The 14,494-nt window shown below is 58.3% G+C and carries 11 protein-coding genes; 4 read left to right on the plus strand and 7 right to left on the minus strand.

Annotation, left to right across the window (positions count from 1 at the left end):
- Nucleotides 1-77: 77 nt before the first annotated feature.
- Both NW828_RS04990 and NW828_RS04995 read left to right on the plus strand, forming a co-directional pair.
- On the plus strand, nucleotides 78-1,907 hold the full coding sequence (locus tag NW828_RS04990) for a transglutaminase domain-containing protein (protein ID WP_414382068.1): 1,830 nt from the start codon (nucleotides 78-80) through the stop codon (nucleotides 1,905-1,907).
- Nucleotides 1,908-1,939: 32 nt separating this feature from the next.
- Nucleotides 1,940-2,167: a Uma2 family endonuclease gene (locus tag NW828_RS04995; protein ID WP_414382071.1), complete on the plus strand. Its 228-nt coding sequence runs from the start codon at nucleotides 1,940-1,942 to the stop codon at nucleotides 2,165-2,167.
- A 339-nt stretch (nucleotides 2,168-2,506) separates the two neighbouring features.
- Here NW828_RS04995 and NW828_RS05000 read toward each other — a convergent pair whose 3' ends face one another.
- Both NW828_RS05000 and NW828_RS05005 read right to left on the minus strand, forming a co-directional pair.
- The gene (locus NW828_RS05000; RefSeq protein ID WP_414382073.1) at nucleotides 2,507-3,571 is read right to left on the minus strand and encodes a Gfo/Idh/MocA family oxidoreductase; all 1,065 of its coding nucleotides are present in this window, start codon (nucleotides 3,569-3,571) and stop codon (nucleotides 2,507-2,509) included.
- Between the two features lie 109 nt (nucleotides 3,572-3,680).
- Nucleotides 3,681-5,258 carry a phospholipid carrier-dependent glycosyltransferase gene (locus tag NW828_RS05005; RefSeq protein ID WP_414382076.1) on the minus strand — a complete coding sequence of 526 codons (1,578 nt, stop codon included), beginning with the start codon at nucleotides 5,256-5,258 and terminating at the stop codon, nucleotides 3,681-3,683.
- Nucleotides 5,259-5,472: 214 nt separating this feature from the next.
- Here NW828_RS05005 and ilvB point away from each other — a divergent pair, with 214 nt between their 5' ends.
- Nucleotides 5,473-7,269 carry a biosynthetic-type acetolactate synthase large subunit gene (gene ilvB / locus NW828_RS05010; RefSeq protein ID WP_414343257.1) on the plus strand — a complete coding sequence of 599 codons (1,797 nt, stop codon included), beginning with the start codon at nucleotides 5,473-5,475 and terminating at the stop codon, nucleotides 7,267-7,269.
- 297 nt (nucleotides 7,270-7,566) lie between these two features.
- Here ilvB and NW828_RS05015 read toward each other — a convergent pair whose 3' ends face one another.
- The 4 genes from NW828_RS05015 to NW828_RS05030 form a co-directional block, all read right to left on the minus strand.
- Nucleotides 7,567-9,174: a glycoside hydrolase family 57 protein gene (locus NW828_RS05015; protein WP_414330234.1), complete on the minus strand. Its 1,608-nt coding sequence runs from the start codon at nucleotides 9,172-9,174 to the stop codon at nucleotides 7,567-7,569.
- Nucleotides 9,175-9,333: 159 nt separating this feature from the next.
- Complete coding sequence (glgA, locus tag NW828_RS05020) at nucleotides 9,334-10,809, minus strand: glycogen synthase GlgA (protein WP_011432291.1); 1,476 nt, start codon at nucleotides 10,807-10,809, stop codon at nucleotides 9,334-9,336.
- Between the two features lie 545 nt (nucleotides 10,810-11,354).
- On the minus strand, nucleotides 11,355-11,780 hold the full coding sequence (locus NW828_RS05025; protein ID WP_011432290.1) for a DUF2996 domain-containing protein: 426 nt from the start codon (nucleotides 11,778-11,780) through the stop codon (nucleotides 11,355-11,357).
- 80 nt (nucleotides 11,781-11,860) lie between these two features.
- Nucleotides 11,861-12,226 (minus strand): NAD(P)H-quinone oxidoreductase subunit M, encoded by a 366-nt coding sequence (locus tag NW828_RS05030; RefSeq protein ID WP_011432289.1) that lies wholly within the window; start codon nucleotides 12,224-12,226, stop codon nucleotides 11,861-11,863.
- A 114-nt stretch (nucleotides 12,227-12,340) separates the two neighbouring features.
- Here NW828_RS05030 and NW828_RS05035 point away from each other — a divergent pair, with 114 nt between their 5' ends.
- Nucleotides 12,341-13,429 carry a radical SAM/SPASM domain-containing protein gene (locus NW828_RS05035; RefSeq protein ID WP_414382079.1) on the plus strand — a complete coding sequence of 363 codons (1,089 nt, stop codon included), beginning with the start codon at nucleotides 12,341-12,343 and terminating at the stop codon, nucleotides 13,427-13,429.
- A 95-nt stretch (nucleotides 13,430-13,524) separates the two neighbouring features.
- Here the strand turns inward: NW828_RS05035 and ylqF are convergent, their stop codons facing one another.
- Nucleotides 13,525-14,376: a ribosome biogenesis GTPase YlqF gene (gene ylqF / locus NW828_RS05040; protein WP_414382082.1), complete on the minus strand. Its 852-nt coding sequence runs from the start codon at nucleotides 14,374-14,376 to the stop codon at nucleotides 13,525-13,527.
- Nucleotides 14,377-14,494: the final 118 nt, after the last annotated feature.

Raw genomic sequence — 14,494 nt, forward strand, 5'->3', positions numbered from 1 at the left:
TAAATATTGGACAGTCGTACCGCCTTGGTGCAGATCGCGCCAGCATGTCAACTTCATCCATAGGCAAGGAAGCCTTCATGGTTGCCATCCATCCGGCAAATGATCTGGGTGCTCTGAAAAATCCGGGTTCTACGGCAGAAGGATCCCAGCCCGCTTGGTGGCCTCAATCTGGGCAGCAACAGGGAACTGTGGCCCCTCTGCAACCTCTGGGGCTGGTTGCTTTGGAAGGTTTGGCCACCTGGGGAGATCGCCTGTTGGGCTTGGATCGGGTGAGGGGCTATTTGGTGGAGATCCAAGAGCACAACACCCTGCTGCTCAACCCCCACCATGTCCACTCTTTCCAAGGTGCTTACGGTTTGTGGGTAGAGCCAGAGGGGGATCAAGCGTGGATTTGGCTCAGTCCGCAGCAAGAGGGGCAGATCTTGCGCATTCCCATGGCCGCTCTGCAGGAACCGGGATCCCTGGAAGCCTTTCAAGTGTGTAGCTGCCCCTGCCCCATCGAAGGGATCGCCCTCTGGATCGATCCCCACACGGGAAACCGCTACCTCTATGCCACCTGCTACAAACGGGGAAAAATCCTGCAACTGGATCCCAGCCGTGGTCTCATCGTGCAGGAGATGCCCGCCCCTGGGGTTGGCCGAGAACACATTGCGGTGCAGGGAGACTACCTCTGGGTGAGTGATCGGGTGGAAGAGACGATCTACGTGCTGGAGCGCCAGACCGGGCGAGAATTGGCCCGCATCCTCACCCCTTCTCCTGGGCCGACAGGCTTGGCCTACTGGCGGGGGCAGCTCTGGGTAGCCTACGCCCACGAAGAAGCCTATATCCACGACAACCCCAACGCTCCGGATCCCTTGTCGGTGGCCCTGCGCGATAAAACCTGGGTGGCCCCCCTACGCCTGCGGCCTTTGGATCCCCCTAGCTCCCCCGACCCCTCTGGCGGCAGTGGAACCGAGGCCGAGGATTCCCCCATTGCCTGTCCGGTAGTTTTTCAGCCCCAGTGTCTGGGGGAACGCGCCACCTACACCCTCTCCCACGGCTATCGGGTGGAGCTGACCTATGTGGAAGAAATTGCCCAAGAAGAGCCGCGCTTCCTGCCCGATTTGGTCTGGCGAATTGCCTTGCCCTGCAACAGCCTTCGCCAACGGGTGCGCAGCCTGCACTGGGTAGGTCTGCCGTTTGAAGTGGAAGAGCAATCCGGCCAACAGGTGGCGGTGTTTTCGCTGGGATCCCTGGGGGCCCATGAGGTGCGCTTGTTTGGCTGGCGGGCGGTGCTGGATCTCTACAGTATCAAGTACTGCATCGATCCACTGGATGTAGAGGCTGCCGTTTTGCCCAGAGAGCTGCGGGATCGCTACTTGGTGGACGATGACTACCTGGCCATGGACACCTCGATTGTCCGAGACGCAGCGCGGCTGGCCGTTGGCAGCGAGACCAACTTGCTGCGCAAAATGCTCAATATCCGGGCCTATGTTTACGACAAGCTCTCCTACCGGGTCACCTCTCGCATCGATCCGCCGGATGAGGTTTTGCGGCGTGGCTCCGGTTCTTGTGGCGAATATGTGGGGGTGCTGTTGGCTTTGGCCCGCCTCAATGGAATCCCTTGCCGCACGGTGGGGCGCTACAAATGTCCTCCCCATCCAGAACTGAAAGGGATCCCGCTGTTTCCCCAGTACAACCACGTGTGGATTGAGTTTTATCTGCCCGGCTGGGGTTGGGTGCCGATGGAGTCGAACCCCGACGATCGGGGGGAGCGCCCCTATTCGCAGCGCTACTTCATGGGCTTGCCCTGGACCCATGCCGAGATCGCCAAAGGGATCCCTTTCGAGACGATCAACACCGACCAAGCCTCAATTGGGGAGCTGGCCATTAACCATGTGCAGTTTCGCATCTTAGAAGAAATTTGAAAAGCGAATAGAGTGAGAAAACGGGCCTGAGATTGGCCAACACTGCTCCGGGAGTGATTTTTGCCGAAGATAACAATGTGGCTCCTGATGTGGTGTGGGTAAGCCGCTCTCGACTGAGAACAGCGTTAGGGGCGGATGGCAAACTCCACAGTGCCCCAGAATCGGCGGTAGGAGTGCTGAGCCCTGGAGCTCGCAATATTGGCCAAGATAAGCAAACTAAGCTCAAGCTTTACAGTCGGCTTGGGCTACAGGAGTATTGAGTGGTGGACTGGCAACAGCAACAAGTGGAAGTCTACCGGCGTCAGCAAAGGCAGTTGGTGTTGATCAAAACTTGCTTGGGAAAGATGAATTGGACTCGAATTGGACTCGCCGTTGCTGCCGGGGCTTGCGTGCCCGATTTCACAGCTGTGGATGCCACCTCTTGCCTGAGTCTGGTGGGAGCCCCATTGCTCGCTCGAAAAGCTGCCACCCGAATGGGGAGCTGTCAATAGAGCTGCACTCCGCGGGCGCGAATGTCGCTTTTTCTTCCCCAGCCTGATGCTGGAATGGCTATGGGCCAACAACAGGGCTCTGCCCCCATCTGGGGCTTGCGTTAAAGACTAGGATAGGAGACTACGGCGGGGCTTGGCTTCGCTCCAGGCACATCCATCCAAAGCAATCCGCTCTACCTCCGAGGCCAGCCTCAATGCTTTCAGGGCCTGTTCCCCACCCACAGAAGGTTGGTTGCCCCCCCGCACGCAATTGATGAAGTGCTCCAGTTCGGCATGCAGCTTGTCGATATTGTCGGTGTGGACTTTCTCAATCAAACAATCCCGCTGGTAGGGCATTTGGCCGTAGTCGCTGGTGCTGCCGACGGATCCCTGGCGGTACACCGAGATCTCATTGTGTAGAAAATCTGCTTCTACCAAGGCATTCTTGCAGTGGACGGCAATTTTGCGCACCTTGCGGTGGGTGACCTTGCTGGCAGTGAGGGTGGCGATGGCACCGTTGGCAAAAGTGAGAGTAGCCGTGACGTAGTCCAGGTAGCCCAGCTTGGAGATGCGGTTGCCGCTGGCGGTAATCTGGGTCACGGGCGACGGGATCAGCTCCAGCAACAGATCGATGTCGTGGATCATCAAGTCGAATACCACCGACACATCGCTGGCGCGGTCGGAATAGGGGCTGAGACGGTGAGCCTCGAAAGCCAGAGGTTCTTCACTTTGCAAGACTTGGCCCAGCTTTTGGAAAACAGAGCTGAAGCGCTCGATGTGCCCCACCTGCAAAATACAATTGCAATCGGCAGCTCGGTTCACCAGCGATTCTGCTTCGCTGATGCTGGCAGCGATGGGCTTTTCGATCAGCACATGTACCCCGGCCTCCAGGCAGGCCATACCCACCTCGTGGTGCAGAACCGTCGGCACGGCAATGGCCACGGCAGCTACATGGGGCAGCAGATCGCGGTAGTCCTCATAGAAATGAACGCGGTGGCGGCTGGCCACATCCAATCCCCGTTCCACGTTGATATCCGCTACCCCCACGACCCGCACATCCTTCATCAGGCTGAAAACGCGGGTGTGGTGCTGGCCCATGTTGCCTACCCCGATCACCCCAACCGGGACAGCTTGCTCTGAATAAGCCAGTGGACGGCGGGGAGAGTTGGCAGAACTCGGGCAAGATCGGGCCATGACGTTTCCACTACCTCCACCACAAGGGTTTCGCGAACCTCGCTCCATCTTTCGGTAACGGAGCGCCGCATTTCACGAAACAAACTTCACAAAGCTTACCATGCCTCCCTTAGATCCAGTTCAAGCCGGGGATGGGCGGCAGGTGCAGCGGGGGCTGTTGGCAGGATTGGGGGCTGAAACAGAACAGCGGCACCGGGCTAGAGCGAAACCACATGCGGGCGTAGAATCCGCTTGGACTGAGGGGCAGGCCAAGCCAAACGGGGAAAAAGAAGACAAAGGACGCCAAAACCAAGGCCACCGCCGTGATGCTCGCCCCGCGCCAAAAGCGGCGATAGCTCTGCCAGCCCAGCAGCACCAACCAAGCCAGGGCTAGGGTGCTAAACGCCAGAGCGCTCATGTAGTGGTAGATAAAAACGCAGCGGCTGACCCTAAACCAAGGCAGGTAATTGGCCGCATAGCCAATCAAAATGAAGGCTTCGAGACCGTGAAAGCGGCGGATCCCTCGCCAGACAAGCACCAAGATGGATCCCGTCCCCAGCCACCACAGCCAAGGATTGCCCAAGCCATGAACAGCTTGCCAGAGGTTGCCCTGACTGCCGAAGTAGTAGGCCACGGGGCGGCCCAGAATTGGCCAGGACCAAGCTCCTGCCGAGGCCAAGGGCGTAGTCAGCCAAGGACGCAAAGCCGGGAACCAAGCCACCAGGGATCGCAAGCTGGTGGAGCAGTAGGGGTGAACAGGGGTCTCTTCGTTCACCACCAGGTGGGCTGCCATGTGGCCGCCGTAGATGGATTGGTTGATGAGCACCAGGGATCGGAAATAATTCTGGATGCCCGTCCAGCTCCAATCCAGAGTTAGTCCCTGTTGGGGATTCAGCTGCAGGTGCGGGATCCACTGAATGGCATAAAAGGCCAGCGGAGCGAGGACGAAGCAGAACGCATAGTGCCACCAGCGCAGATGACGAATCTGGCTCAAAATGCCCAACCGTGGGATCCACTGCGGGCGCAGCCAGACCACCCCCCAGACGAGGATCCCCAACAGAGCAAACATGAAGGTAAACCAGAGGCCATTCCACTTCACCGAAGCTGCCGCCCCCAACAGGATCCCGGAGCAAGCAAAGTGAGCAGCCCGTCGCCAACCTTGGTCTTCTAGACCTCTCAGCAACAGAATGGTCGCTGCCAGCCCAAAGGCTACCAGATACACGTTGATCAGGCCAAAGCGGGATTCCACCAGAAACACCCCATCGGTCAGCAGCAAAACCCCGCTCAACAGAGCAAAGCCCACGTGGTAGGTGAGGCGGTAGGCTAAACCGGTCAGCAACAGAGGGATCAGGGATCCGCAAAAAGCAGTGGCGAAGCGGAATCCCCACTCGTTGCGGCCAAACACCTGAATGCTAAGGGCAATGAAGTACTTGCCCAAGGGGGGATGCACATCGTAAAAAGGCTTGCCATCCAGGTAGTTCTGGGCAAACTCCGGGAAGTACACCTCATCGAACACAGGTGCCGGGAACTCGTCCAGCCGCCACAGGCGCAACCCCAGACCCACCAGAAAGATCCCCAGCGCTCCCCATACCAGCCACTGTCGGGATCCCACAGCACTGTGCGGGGATCCGAGGATGGGCACAGCTAGCAGCAAGCTGCCCTGAGACCGCTCCGGCCCGGGGTCAATGGGGGTTGGCTCTCCAGTCATGGATAGGGCACTCTCAACACTCCGGCGAGGATCCCTAGGGATCCCCAGTGTTACTTTAGCCGACCGTGAAAGCCTAAGCGATTCCAAAGCAAACCACTGCTAGACTGTAGAATTGAATACAAAGTTGGCCAACTTCTGGCCAGTACCCTGTCTGCGCTGGCGCTCCTGAGAGCAGGCGTTTGACGTTCGGTCATCTCAGTGGGGAGGAGACACCGTGGCGACTGGTGGATATGCGTTGGTGGACAGCCTGCACCGGCATGGGGTGCAACACATCTTTGGCTATCCGGGGGGAGCCATCCTCCCCATCTACGACGAGCTGTACAAAGCCGAGTCTCAGGGGCTGCTCAAACATTACCTGGTACGCCACGAACAAGCGGCTGCCCACGCCGCCGACGGATATGCTCGCGCCACCGGCAAGGTGGGGGTGTGTTTTGCTACCTCTGGCCCAGGGGCGACCAACCTGGTGACGGGCATTGCCAACGCCATGATGGACTCTGTACCGATGGTGGTCATCACTGGGCAGGTACCTCGCCATCTGATTGGCACCGACGGCTTCCAGGAGACGGATATCTTTGGCATCACCCTGCCGATTGTCAAGCACTCCTACGTGGTACGGGATCCGCGCCAAATGTCTCGGATCGTGGCAGAGGCTTTTCACATTGCCGGGACAGGGCGGCCCGGGCCGGTGCTGATCGACATCCCCAAAGATGTGGGCCTGGAAGAGTTTGACTATCAACCCGTCAGCGAGATCAACATCCCCGGCTACAAGCCCACCGTGCGTGGCAACCCACGGCAAATCCACACAGCGGCCAAGCTGATCCTGCAGGCCAAACGGCCCTTGCTGTATGTGGGGGGTGGAGCGATCATCTCCGGTGCCCACGCCGAAATTGCCGAGCTGGCCCACACCTATCGGATCCCGGTGACCACCACCCTCATGGGCAAAGGGGCTTTCGATGAGAACGATCCCCTGTCGGTGGGGATGCTGGGCATGCACGGCACGGCCTATGCCAACTTCGCCGTCACCGAGTGCGACCTGCTCATTGCGGTGGGGGCCCGCTTTGACGATCGCGTGACCGGCAAGCTAGATGAATTTGCCAAGCACGCCAAAGTCATTCACATCGACATCGACCCAGCCGAGGTGGGCAAAAACCGTGCGCCCGATGTGCCGATTGTAGGGGATGTGCGCACTGTTCTGGTGGAGATGCTGGCTCAACTGAGCAAAATGCCCTCTACTCCAGGCCTAACTCAGGCTTGGCTGGATCGGATCGAGCGCTGGAAGCGGGACTATCCCCTGCAGGTGCCCAGCTACGAAGGCGTGATTGCCCCCCAACAGGTGATCGATGCCTTTCGTCGTCATGCTCCCCACGCCTACTACACCACCGATGTTGGCCAGCATCAGATGTGGGCGGCGCAGTTTCTGCGCAACGGGCCGCGCCAATGGATCTCCAGTTCTGGGCTGGGCACCATGGGCTACGGGTTCCCCGCGGCGATGGGAGTCAAGGTAGCCCTGCCTCACGAAGAAGTCATCTGCATCAGTGGCGATGCCAGCTTCCAGATGAACATGCAAGAGCTGGGCACAGTGGCTCAGTACGGCATTGCCACCAAAGTGGCCATCATCAACAACGGCTGGCAGGGCATGGTGCGGCAGTGGCAGCAGGCCTTCCACGGCGAGCGCTATTCCCACTCGGATATGTCTCCCGGAATGCCGGATTTTGTTAAGCTGGCCGAGGCTTTTGGGGTAAAAGGGATCCGCGTCGATCACCCCGATCAACTGGAAGATGCCATCCAGGAGATCCTCAAGCACGAGGGGCCGGTAGTGGCCGACTTTGTGGTCAAGCGGGACGAAAACTGCTACCCGATGGTGCCTGCCGGCAAAGCTAACTATCAGATGATCGGGCTGCCGGAGAAGCGGCAACTGGAACAAGCCGCCGAGCTGATCTACTGCCCCAATTGCGGCACCAAAAACCCCACCCTGCACAAGTTTTGCGCCGAGTGCGGCACCAAGCTCTAGAACCGACGGCCTGACCATTCGGCTGGGGAAGGCGGGCCCCAGCAGCAGGGAGTCTTTGGGGATATCGGGGCTACTGAACAAGCCAGATTAAAACGCTCCCTGAGCGCTCTGCGAGGCCAACACGAGCGACTCCTGCCCCTTTCCCAAAAGGAGAGGAAGGTTGGGATCAGCGCAACGAACGGAGGATCCCTCCTGCCCTGGGGTAGTTCGATCCCCTCAAGGAGGGTAGCCGGAAACTTCTGCCTCTGGTGTCTCTGGCGGTCGGAAGCAGGCACCCTCCAGACCTGCCCAACCGGCTTAGAGGGGTCGGTAAACCCGGTAGTTGATATTGGGGAAGATGTTGTCCATGTATTCCACCTTGGCCAGCCACTGCTCCTCTTCAGGGGTGGCTTTTTCTCGCCGAAACTGACCCTCTTTGATCTTCTCGTAGAGGTGGTTGAAGCGCAGCAGATGGGACTTGGTGCGGCGCACTGCATAGGGAACCATCGTCCCTGTGCGCATGATAAAAGCCCAGTCAGACGATTGAGCCAGTAGCAATTCTCGCGCAGCCTGGTTCAAGGCCCGCCATTCTAGGTCATCGGCAGGCTCGCGACGGCTCAGCTCGATCATCCGCTCGGTGGCCTTGTGCAGGTGGGGGTAGATCCAGGCGTTGGTGGGGTTGAGCCAGTACTCGTGGAAGCCGCGCGCCCCCCAACTGGACTGGGCAGGTTTGCACACCTGCTGGGTGGGGTTCTCCCGCAGGTACTCCGCCAGGTGAGTCATGCGGTAGGTGTTTTGGTCGAAGTAGCTCTTGCGGATGAGAAAATCCAAAAACCAAGGGCCCTCGTACCACCAGTGGCCGAACAACTCCGCATCGTAGGGGGCCACCACCAGCGGCGGGCGGCCCATGACGCTGTACAAATATTCGATTTGCCGCTGGCGGTTGAACATAAAGTTGCCCGCATGCTCTGCCGCTTTTTCCCGCGCCCAATAGGGGTCGTAAAGCTGCTTTTGCCCCAGGTCCAGGTTGCGCCCGGTGATGCGGTGGTACTTGATGCCGGTGTTTTTCCGCTGGCCGTTGGGCATGATGTAAGGCTTGATGTACTCGTAGTCGGCCTCATACCCTAGGTCTTTGTAGAACTCGCGGTAAACCGGATCCCCTGGATAGCCCACCTCTGCCGACCACACCTGCTGCGAAGACTCGTGATCCCGACCGAAAACGGCGACGCCGGTCTCGGTAAAAATAGGGGCGTACATGCCGTAACGAGGCCGGGGCTTGGCGTAGAGAAGACCATGGGCGTCGGTGATCATGTAGCGCAGGCCGGCATCGGCAATCATCCGCTCCAGCCCTTGGTAGTAGGCGCATTCCGGCAGCCAGATCCCCCGCGGCCATTGGCCAAAGTGCTCGTTGTAGTGCTCACAAGCTACAATCAACTGCGCCCAGACTGCCTGCGGGTACATCTGCATCAAGGGCAGGTAGCCGTGGGTAGCCCCACAGGTGATGATCTCCAGGTTGCCGCTGTCTTGAAACTGCTTAAAAGCTCGCACCAGATCCCGGTCGTAGCGCTCCCAGAGATCCCGCACCATGGCAAACTGCTTGATGTAGTGCTCCGCCAGGTAGCGAATGTGGCCGTTGGTGGCGTTTTTGTCGTACTCCAGCTGGGCCAGCTCTTCCAATTTGGTTAGGTAGTGGTCGTAGCGCTCCTGCAGCAAGGGATCCCGCAGCATCGACACCAAGGGCGGCGTCAGGGACATGGTGAAGCGAAAGTCGATGCCATCTCGCTGTAGCCCCTCGAACATGTGCAGCAGCGGCACATAGGTCTCCGTGATGGCTTCGTAGAGCCATTCTTCCTCCAGCACAAAGTCTTGCTCAGGGTGGCGCACAAACGGCAGGTGCGCGTGGAGTACCAAGGCGAGATAACCCATGGCAGCCGGGGATCCTTACAGACAGGGAAAGATAACGGAGCAGACTTACCCTTCTCAGCAGCAAATCTGTAGAGAAGGTTAAGCCCAAGATTGCTACCTATCGTCCAGCATTTCGTCCTTGGGGTCAAGAGCTGGGATCGCTGGGGATCGCTGTTGGGCTCAGCGGTGACGAATGAAGTCGTAGATCTCCAGATACTCCTTGCCAGGATAGTTCCAGGAGTAGTCGTAGCTCATGCCTTGAATCTGCAGTTGACGGAACTGGTCAGGAGCGGTGTACCAAAGGTCGATGGCCCGATCCAGAGCCGACTCCAAAGCAGCTGGATCTGTGTGATAAAAGACGTAGCCGTTGCGTTGCTCGGGCAATTTGTGGGGATCGTAGTCGCGGTCGAAGACGGTATCCACCAGGCCACCCACTCCTCTCACCACCGGAACTGTGCCATACTTCAAGCCAATCATCTGAGTGAGTCCACAGGGTTCGTAGTGGCTGGGCACTACGATGATGTCTGCCCCCGCATAGATAAGGTGGGAAAGTTCTTCGTTAAAGCCCAACTCAATGTGAACATCGGGGTTGTTGTTGAGGTAGCTTTTCTCGTGGGCAAACCAAGCGCCGATCCCTCGCTCCGTAGCGGATCCCAGCAGAACAAATTGGGCATTTTTGAACAGGGAGCGGTAGATGGCATGATGCACCAAATGCACGCCCTTTTGCTCGTCCAATCGCCCGATATAGGCCACGATAGGCTTGTCAACATCCTGCAGTAGCAGCCGATCCCGCAGAGCTTTTTTGTTTTTAGCTTTATTTTCCAGCGTTTGAGCAGTGTAGCGCACGGGGATAAAGCGGTCGATCTCCGGGTTCCAAATGTCGTAATCGATGCCATTCAAAACGCCGCGAAACTTGTGCCGGTGCAAGTAGAGGGTATGGCCAAGTCCATAGCCGTAGTCGCCAAATTGCACCTCCAGCGCGTGATTGGGAGAGACCGTAGTGACAAAGTTGGAAAAAACAATTCCCCCCTTCATAAAGTTGAGAGAAAAGGGGTTGAAGTTATCGCGCAAACGGTCGTAGTGGAAGTAGTAGGGTTCGCGGTTGAGGCCGGTAGCCCAAAGAATCTCTGGGCCGCCAAAGCCTTGGTGTTTGAAGTTGTGAATGGTGTAGCACACCCGCTGGTTTCCCATGCCGTGGTACTTGTAGATCTCAAACAGCAGCACCGGTACCAACCCTGTCTGCCAGTCGTGGCAATGGATGATGTCGGGGCGCTTGTTGCTTTGTAGGAGAAACTCTAGAGCCGCCTTGCTGAAAAAAGCAAAACGCATGTTGTCATCCGGGCAGCCGTAATAACACCCGCGATTGAAGAAGTTATCGCCCGAGTGGGGCTCAATAAAAAAGCAAAGGCGGCCATGCACCCAGCCGCAGTACACCGAGCAGTGAATGGCTCCCCCGTACCAGGGCACCCAGAGATCGCGATAGGCGTCGTGCAAACCCCAGATCTGGTCGTAGCGCATCGTGTCGTACTTGGGCAAAACCAGCTCGACACAGTGGCCCCGCACCTCCAGCTCGCGGCTGAGGCCGTACACCACATCCCCCAGTCCCCCCGCCTTGATAACCGGGGCGCATTCAGACGCAATCTGCACGATGTACATTTCGAGACCTCCCGTAGCACCGCCTTAGCTTTCTTTACAAACGATAATCTTTTTGGCCTCGACAGAACATCCCTCCCAATGGCAAGGGATCCCTGCACTGGGGAACAACCTCTGGGCCGACCGGGTTCGAGCCCCAGCTGCGCCGTTTGCCGGGGAACCTGATCTACGGGAGCAGCCCTCTGGGCAATTATGGGCATTTCGATTCAAACTAGAAACGTTGAATGCACGGGGCCAGAAGGCTTTTCAAGGACTCCGTCCCGCTGGCGCGATCAGTAGCCCAGGCCTCTCACCCTAACCTGAAACGCGACTATGAACGGCTGATCCCGCTGGGGCGGTACCGTTCTTCGAGCCAAGTGCGCAGCTCATCTTCCGGGAAGGCGGCAGCCAAGGTGCCCGTTCTGGGATCGTGGGCATGCCAAAGAACATGGCCGGATGGATCCTGGCTTTACGGTAACTGCAGCCGGCTGCACCTCCCCTCGTCTCTTGCGAGCAGGCTTACTCTCTCCGGCTAGGGGTAGCCAGGGATCCTTCAAGGTCACGCGAACTCAATACCACTGCTGAGCGTAAAGGCGCTGCACCAAATAAAACACGAATAGGTTGACATCCACGCGCCGCTCGTCGATCATAAAAGACTCGATGGTGCTGGCCGGGGATCCTTCGGTGGTACAGCGGAAGAACTTGCGGCCATTCAAGGATCCCTCAGCAAACAGCACGCTAAATTGCTTCTTGCCTCCTGCAAACGCGCCGACCAGCGTCTTGCCTTCCAGGCGCAGCTCCAGATCGCTGACTCCGCGCTTTTGAAAAGCCGCAATGGCTGCCGGGATCACCTCTTCCGTGATCTGTTGCTCGAAGGGCTTTTCTTCCTTAGCAACTTTTTTCGCAGCGGCTTTGGGGGAATCCTCAGCAGCAGGCTTGGCAGCTTCAGCGGGTTTCTCGGCAGCAGCGGCCTCGGGGGTGGGTTCTCCAGACATGGGGAAACGCTCCGACAATCAGATGGGTAAAAGCCTTAGATGCAGAACAATCAAAAACTCCGTCCAGAACCGGCAAAGAGCTAGCCCTTGGGGATGTATTGGCCGACAATTTCTTCAGCAGGGATCTGGGGAAAGCCCATGCTGAAGTTGGGGGCACGCCCCTGCAGGTTATAGGCAATCTCCCCTTGCTTGAGCAGGGATCGGATGAAATGTTCCAGGTCAGACCCAATGCGGCGGATGTTGTACTCGGTCAAGTCTCGCCCCCGGTATTCTTCCACCAACTCTTCGAAACGGGCATAGACCTTTTGCAGGGCAGCATCAGTCCAGACCAGCTCGTTGTCCGGATCCACATCGAGGGTAAACAGGTCGTCGCGGGGCACGAAGTTGTTGTCGGCAGTAACTTCACCGGCAAAGATATGGACGTGACGAGTGGTGCATTTCAGCATTGCAATGGCTCCGATCCGGATCTAACCTGCTAAACAGCGTATCACTACCTAGCGCTTGTGGGGGATCCGCTATTTGCCCTCGACTTGTTCCGGCCCTCTCTATGTCTGCTGTTAATGTCTGCTGTTATTCCCCAACTGGAACGCTTGCACATAGAGGTGACCAACGTTTGCAACTTTAAGTGCGAGTTTTGTCCAGATGGGATCATGCAACGGCGGCGGGGGCACATGGAGCCCGCTCTGCTGGAGCAGATTTTGGAGGAAGTAGCGGCAACAGGGCTGGCCCGCGTGATGGCTTTTCACCTGATGGGGGAGCCGCTGCTCTACCCATACCTTTTCGAGGGTATTCGCAGGGCCGCTGAGCTTGGCCTTCGCCTGCACCTGAGCAGCAACGGCAGCACCTTTGCCCTCTGGCCGGAGCACATTGAAAAGCTGAACCGCAGCCCCTTTGCTAAGCTAACCATTTCCCTGCAAACTCCCGATCCAGTCACCTTCAGCATTCGCGGAGCACCTCCCCGCCTCACGCCGGAGCGCTACTTTGCTGGGATTACCCAATTTCTGCAGGTGCACTTGCGCTCCTCCAGCCCTACGCAGGTGCATCTCAAATTCCTGGATACTAGCCCCCACCCGTTTTTGGTGCCGCATAAGGCTCTTTCGGTGATCGATTCTGCACAGCAGATGCGCGCTCAGCTCTCGGCTTGGGCCAGACGAGCTTTGCAAGGGATCCCGGATGCACCGGCTCTCGATTGGGTAGAAGCCCAGATTGCTACTTACCGACCGGGCCGCTGGCAGCAGATCCGCATCCATCCCCGCTTGGTTTTGGAAACGTTTCCCTTGGACAGTTGGGGCAACGTGGAGACAGACCGGGTAATCCCAGCTCGCTGGGGATACTGCAATGGCGCTTCCGGTCAGGCGGGGATCCTCTACGACGGCACGGTGGTGCCCTGTTGCAAGGACTATGAAGGGCAAATCCCGCTGGGGCAAGTGACGCTGGGGGGATCCCTGGCCGAGATTTTGCGGGGCCAACCGGCCTGTGCGCTGCGACGGGGGTTCAATCGTCTGCAGGTGAACCATCCCGTTTGCCAGCGCTGTATGGGTGGAGACACTTGCATCAAAGCCTTGGCCAGACAAGTGGGTTCCGTTGTCTACTTCAAGGTGTATCGGCCTTGGAAACAGAGGCTGGATCCCGGTTGGGGACAAGTGTAGACAGTTTCGGGAAAAGTCAACGCCCCACAGCAGCGGTTTCCCTGCCGTGGGCATAGCAACAACGTGACTTTCTTTCGTGATTTCTTCTAAGGGGCTCAAGCCTTGGGAGGGAGTTCCAAGGCCAGCGGCCCCAGCAAGCCCTTGCGGTAGTCGTTGAGAACTTGCCGTGCCGCCCGCTGGGGATCCCCTTGATACCGCCGCTCGGCCAACTCCTGCACTGCAGCACCACCGGGAGGGATCGGATCCGGCCAACCGTAGCGCATTTGTAGGAGAGATCGGGCTTGGGGCTGCACCCTCAGCACTTGATCCAAAAAGTGGGCCGCCACCCGTTCGGGATCGTAGGCCGCTTCGCCGATGTCATCGCAGATGGCCAATAGAGAGGCCGCCTGTTGATCCGGCAGAGAGGGCGGTAGGATGCCCGGCGAGTCCAACAGATCCAACTCTCCCCCCAGCCGCACCCACCGCAGTTGCCGCGTCACCCCAGGACGTGCTGCGCTCTCGGCTGCCCGCCGCCCCAAAAGCCGATTCAGCAGAGCAGATTTGCCCACATTGGGAAAGCCCACCACCACCGCCCGAACGGCCCGCGGTCGCATTCCCCGCTGTTGACGCCGCATATTGACTGATTGCCCCAGTTGCAAGACCGCCTGCTTAAGGCGATTCACCCCTTCTCCTGAGCGGCCATTGGTGGGATAGACAGGGATCCCTTGCCGTAAAAAATACTCCTGCCAAGCTTTCAGATCCCCAGCCTCAATGCAGTCCGCCCTGTTCAGAGCCAGGAGGCGAGGTTTTTCCCCCAGCCACCGGCCCAGCTCAGGATGACGACTGGCCAACGGGATCCGCGCATCCAACACCTCGATGACTGCATCCACCCGCTGCAACTCTTCCCGCAACTGGCCAATTGCCTTGGCAATATGGCCGGGATACCACTGGATGGCCGGAGAACTCATGCCGCCAGAACCCTAGAAGTGGACAGCAGAAATCAACAGTGGGATCCAATCTAGCCCGATTCCCCAAAAGAGGCTCGACCTGCCGGCTGAAGTAGCCAATAATACAACGTGAGTGCCG

The organism is Synechococcus sp. W55.2, from assembly GCF_047461635.1.
In the GTDB taxonomy this organism is placed as follows: domain Bacteria; phylum Cyanobacteriota; class Cyanobacteriia; order Thermostichales; family Thermostichaceae; genus Thermostichus.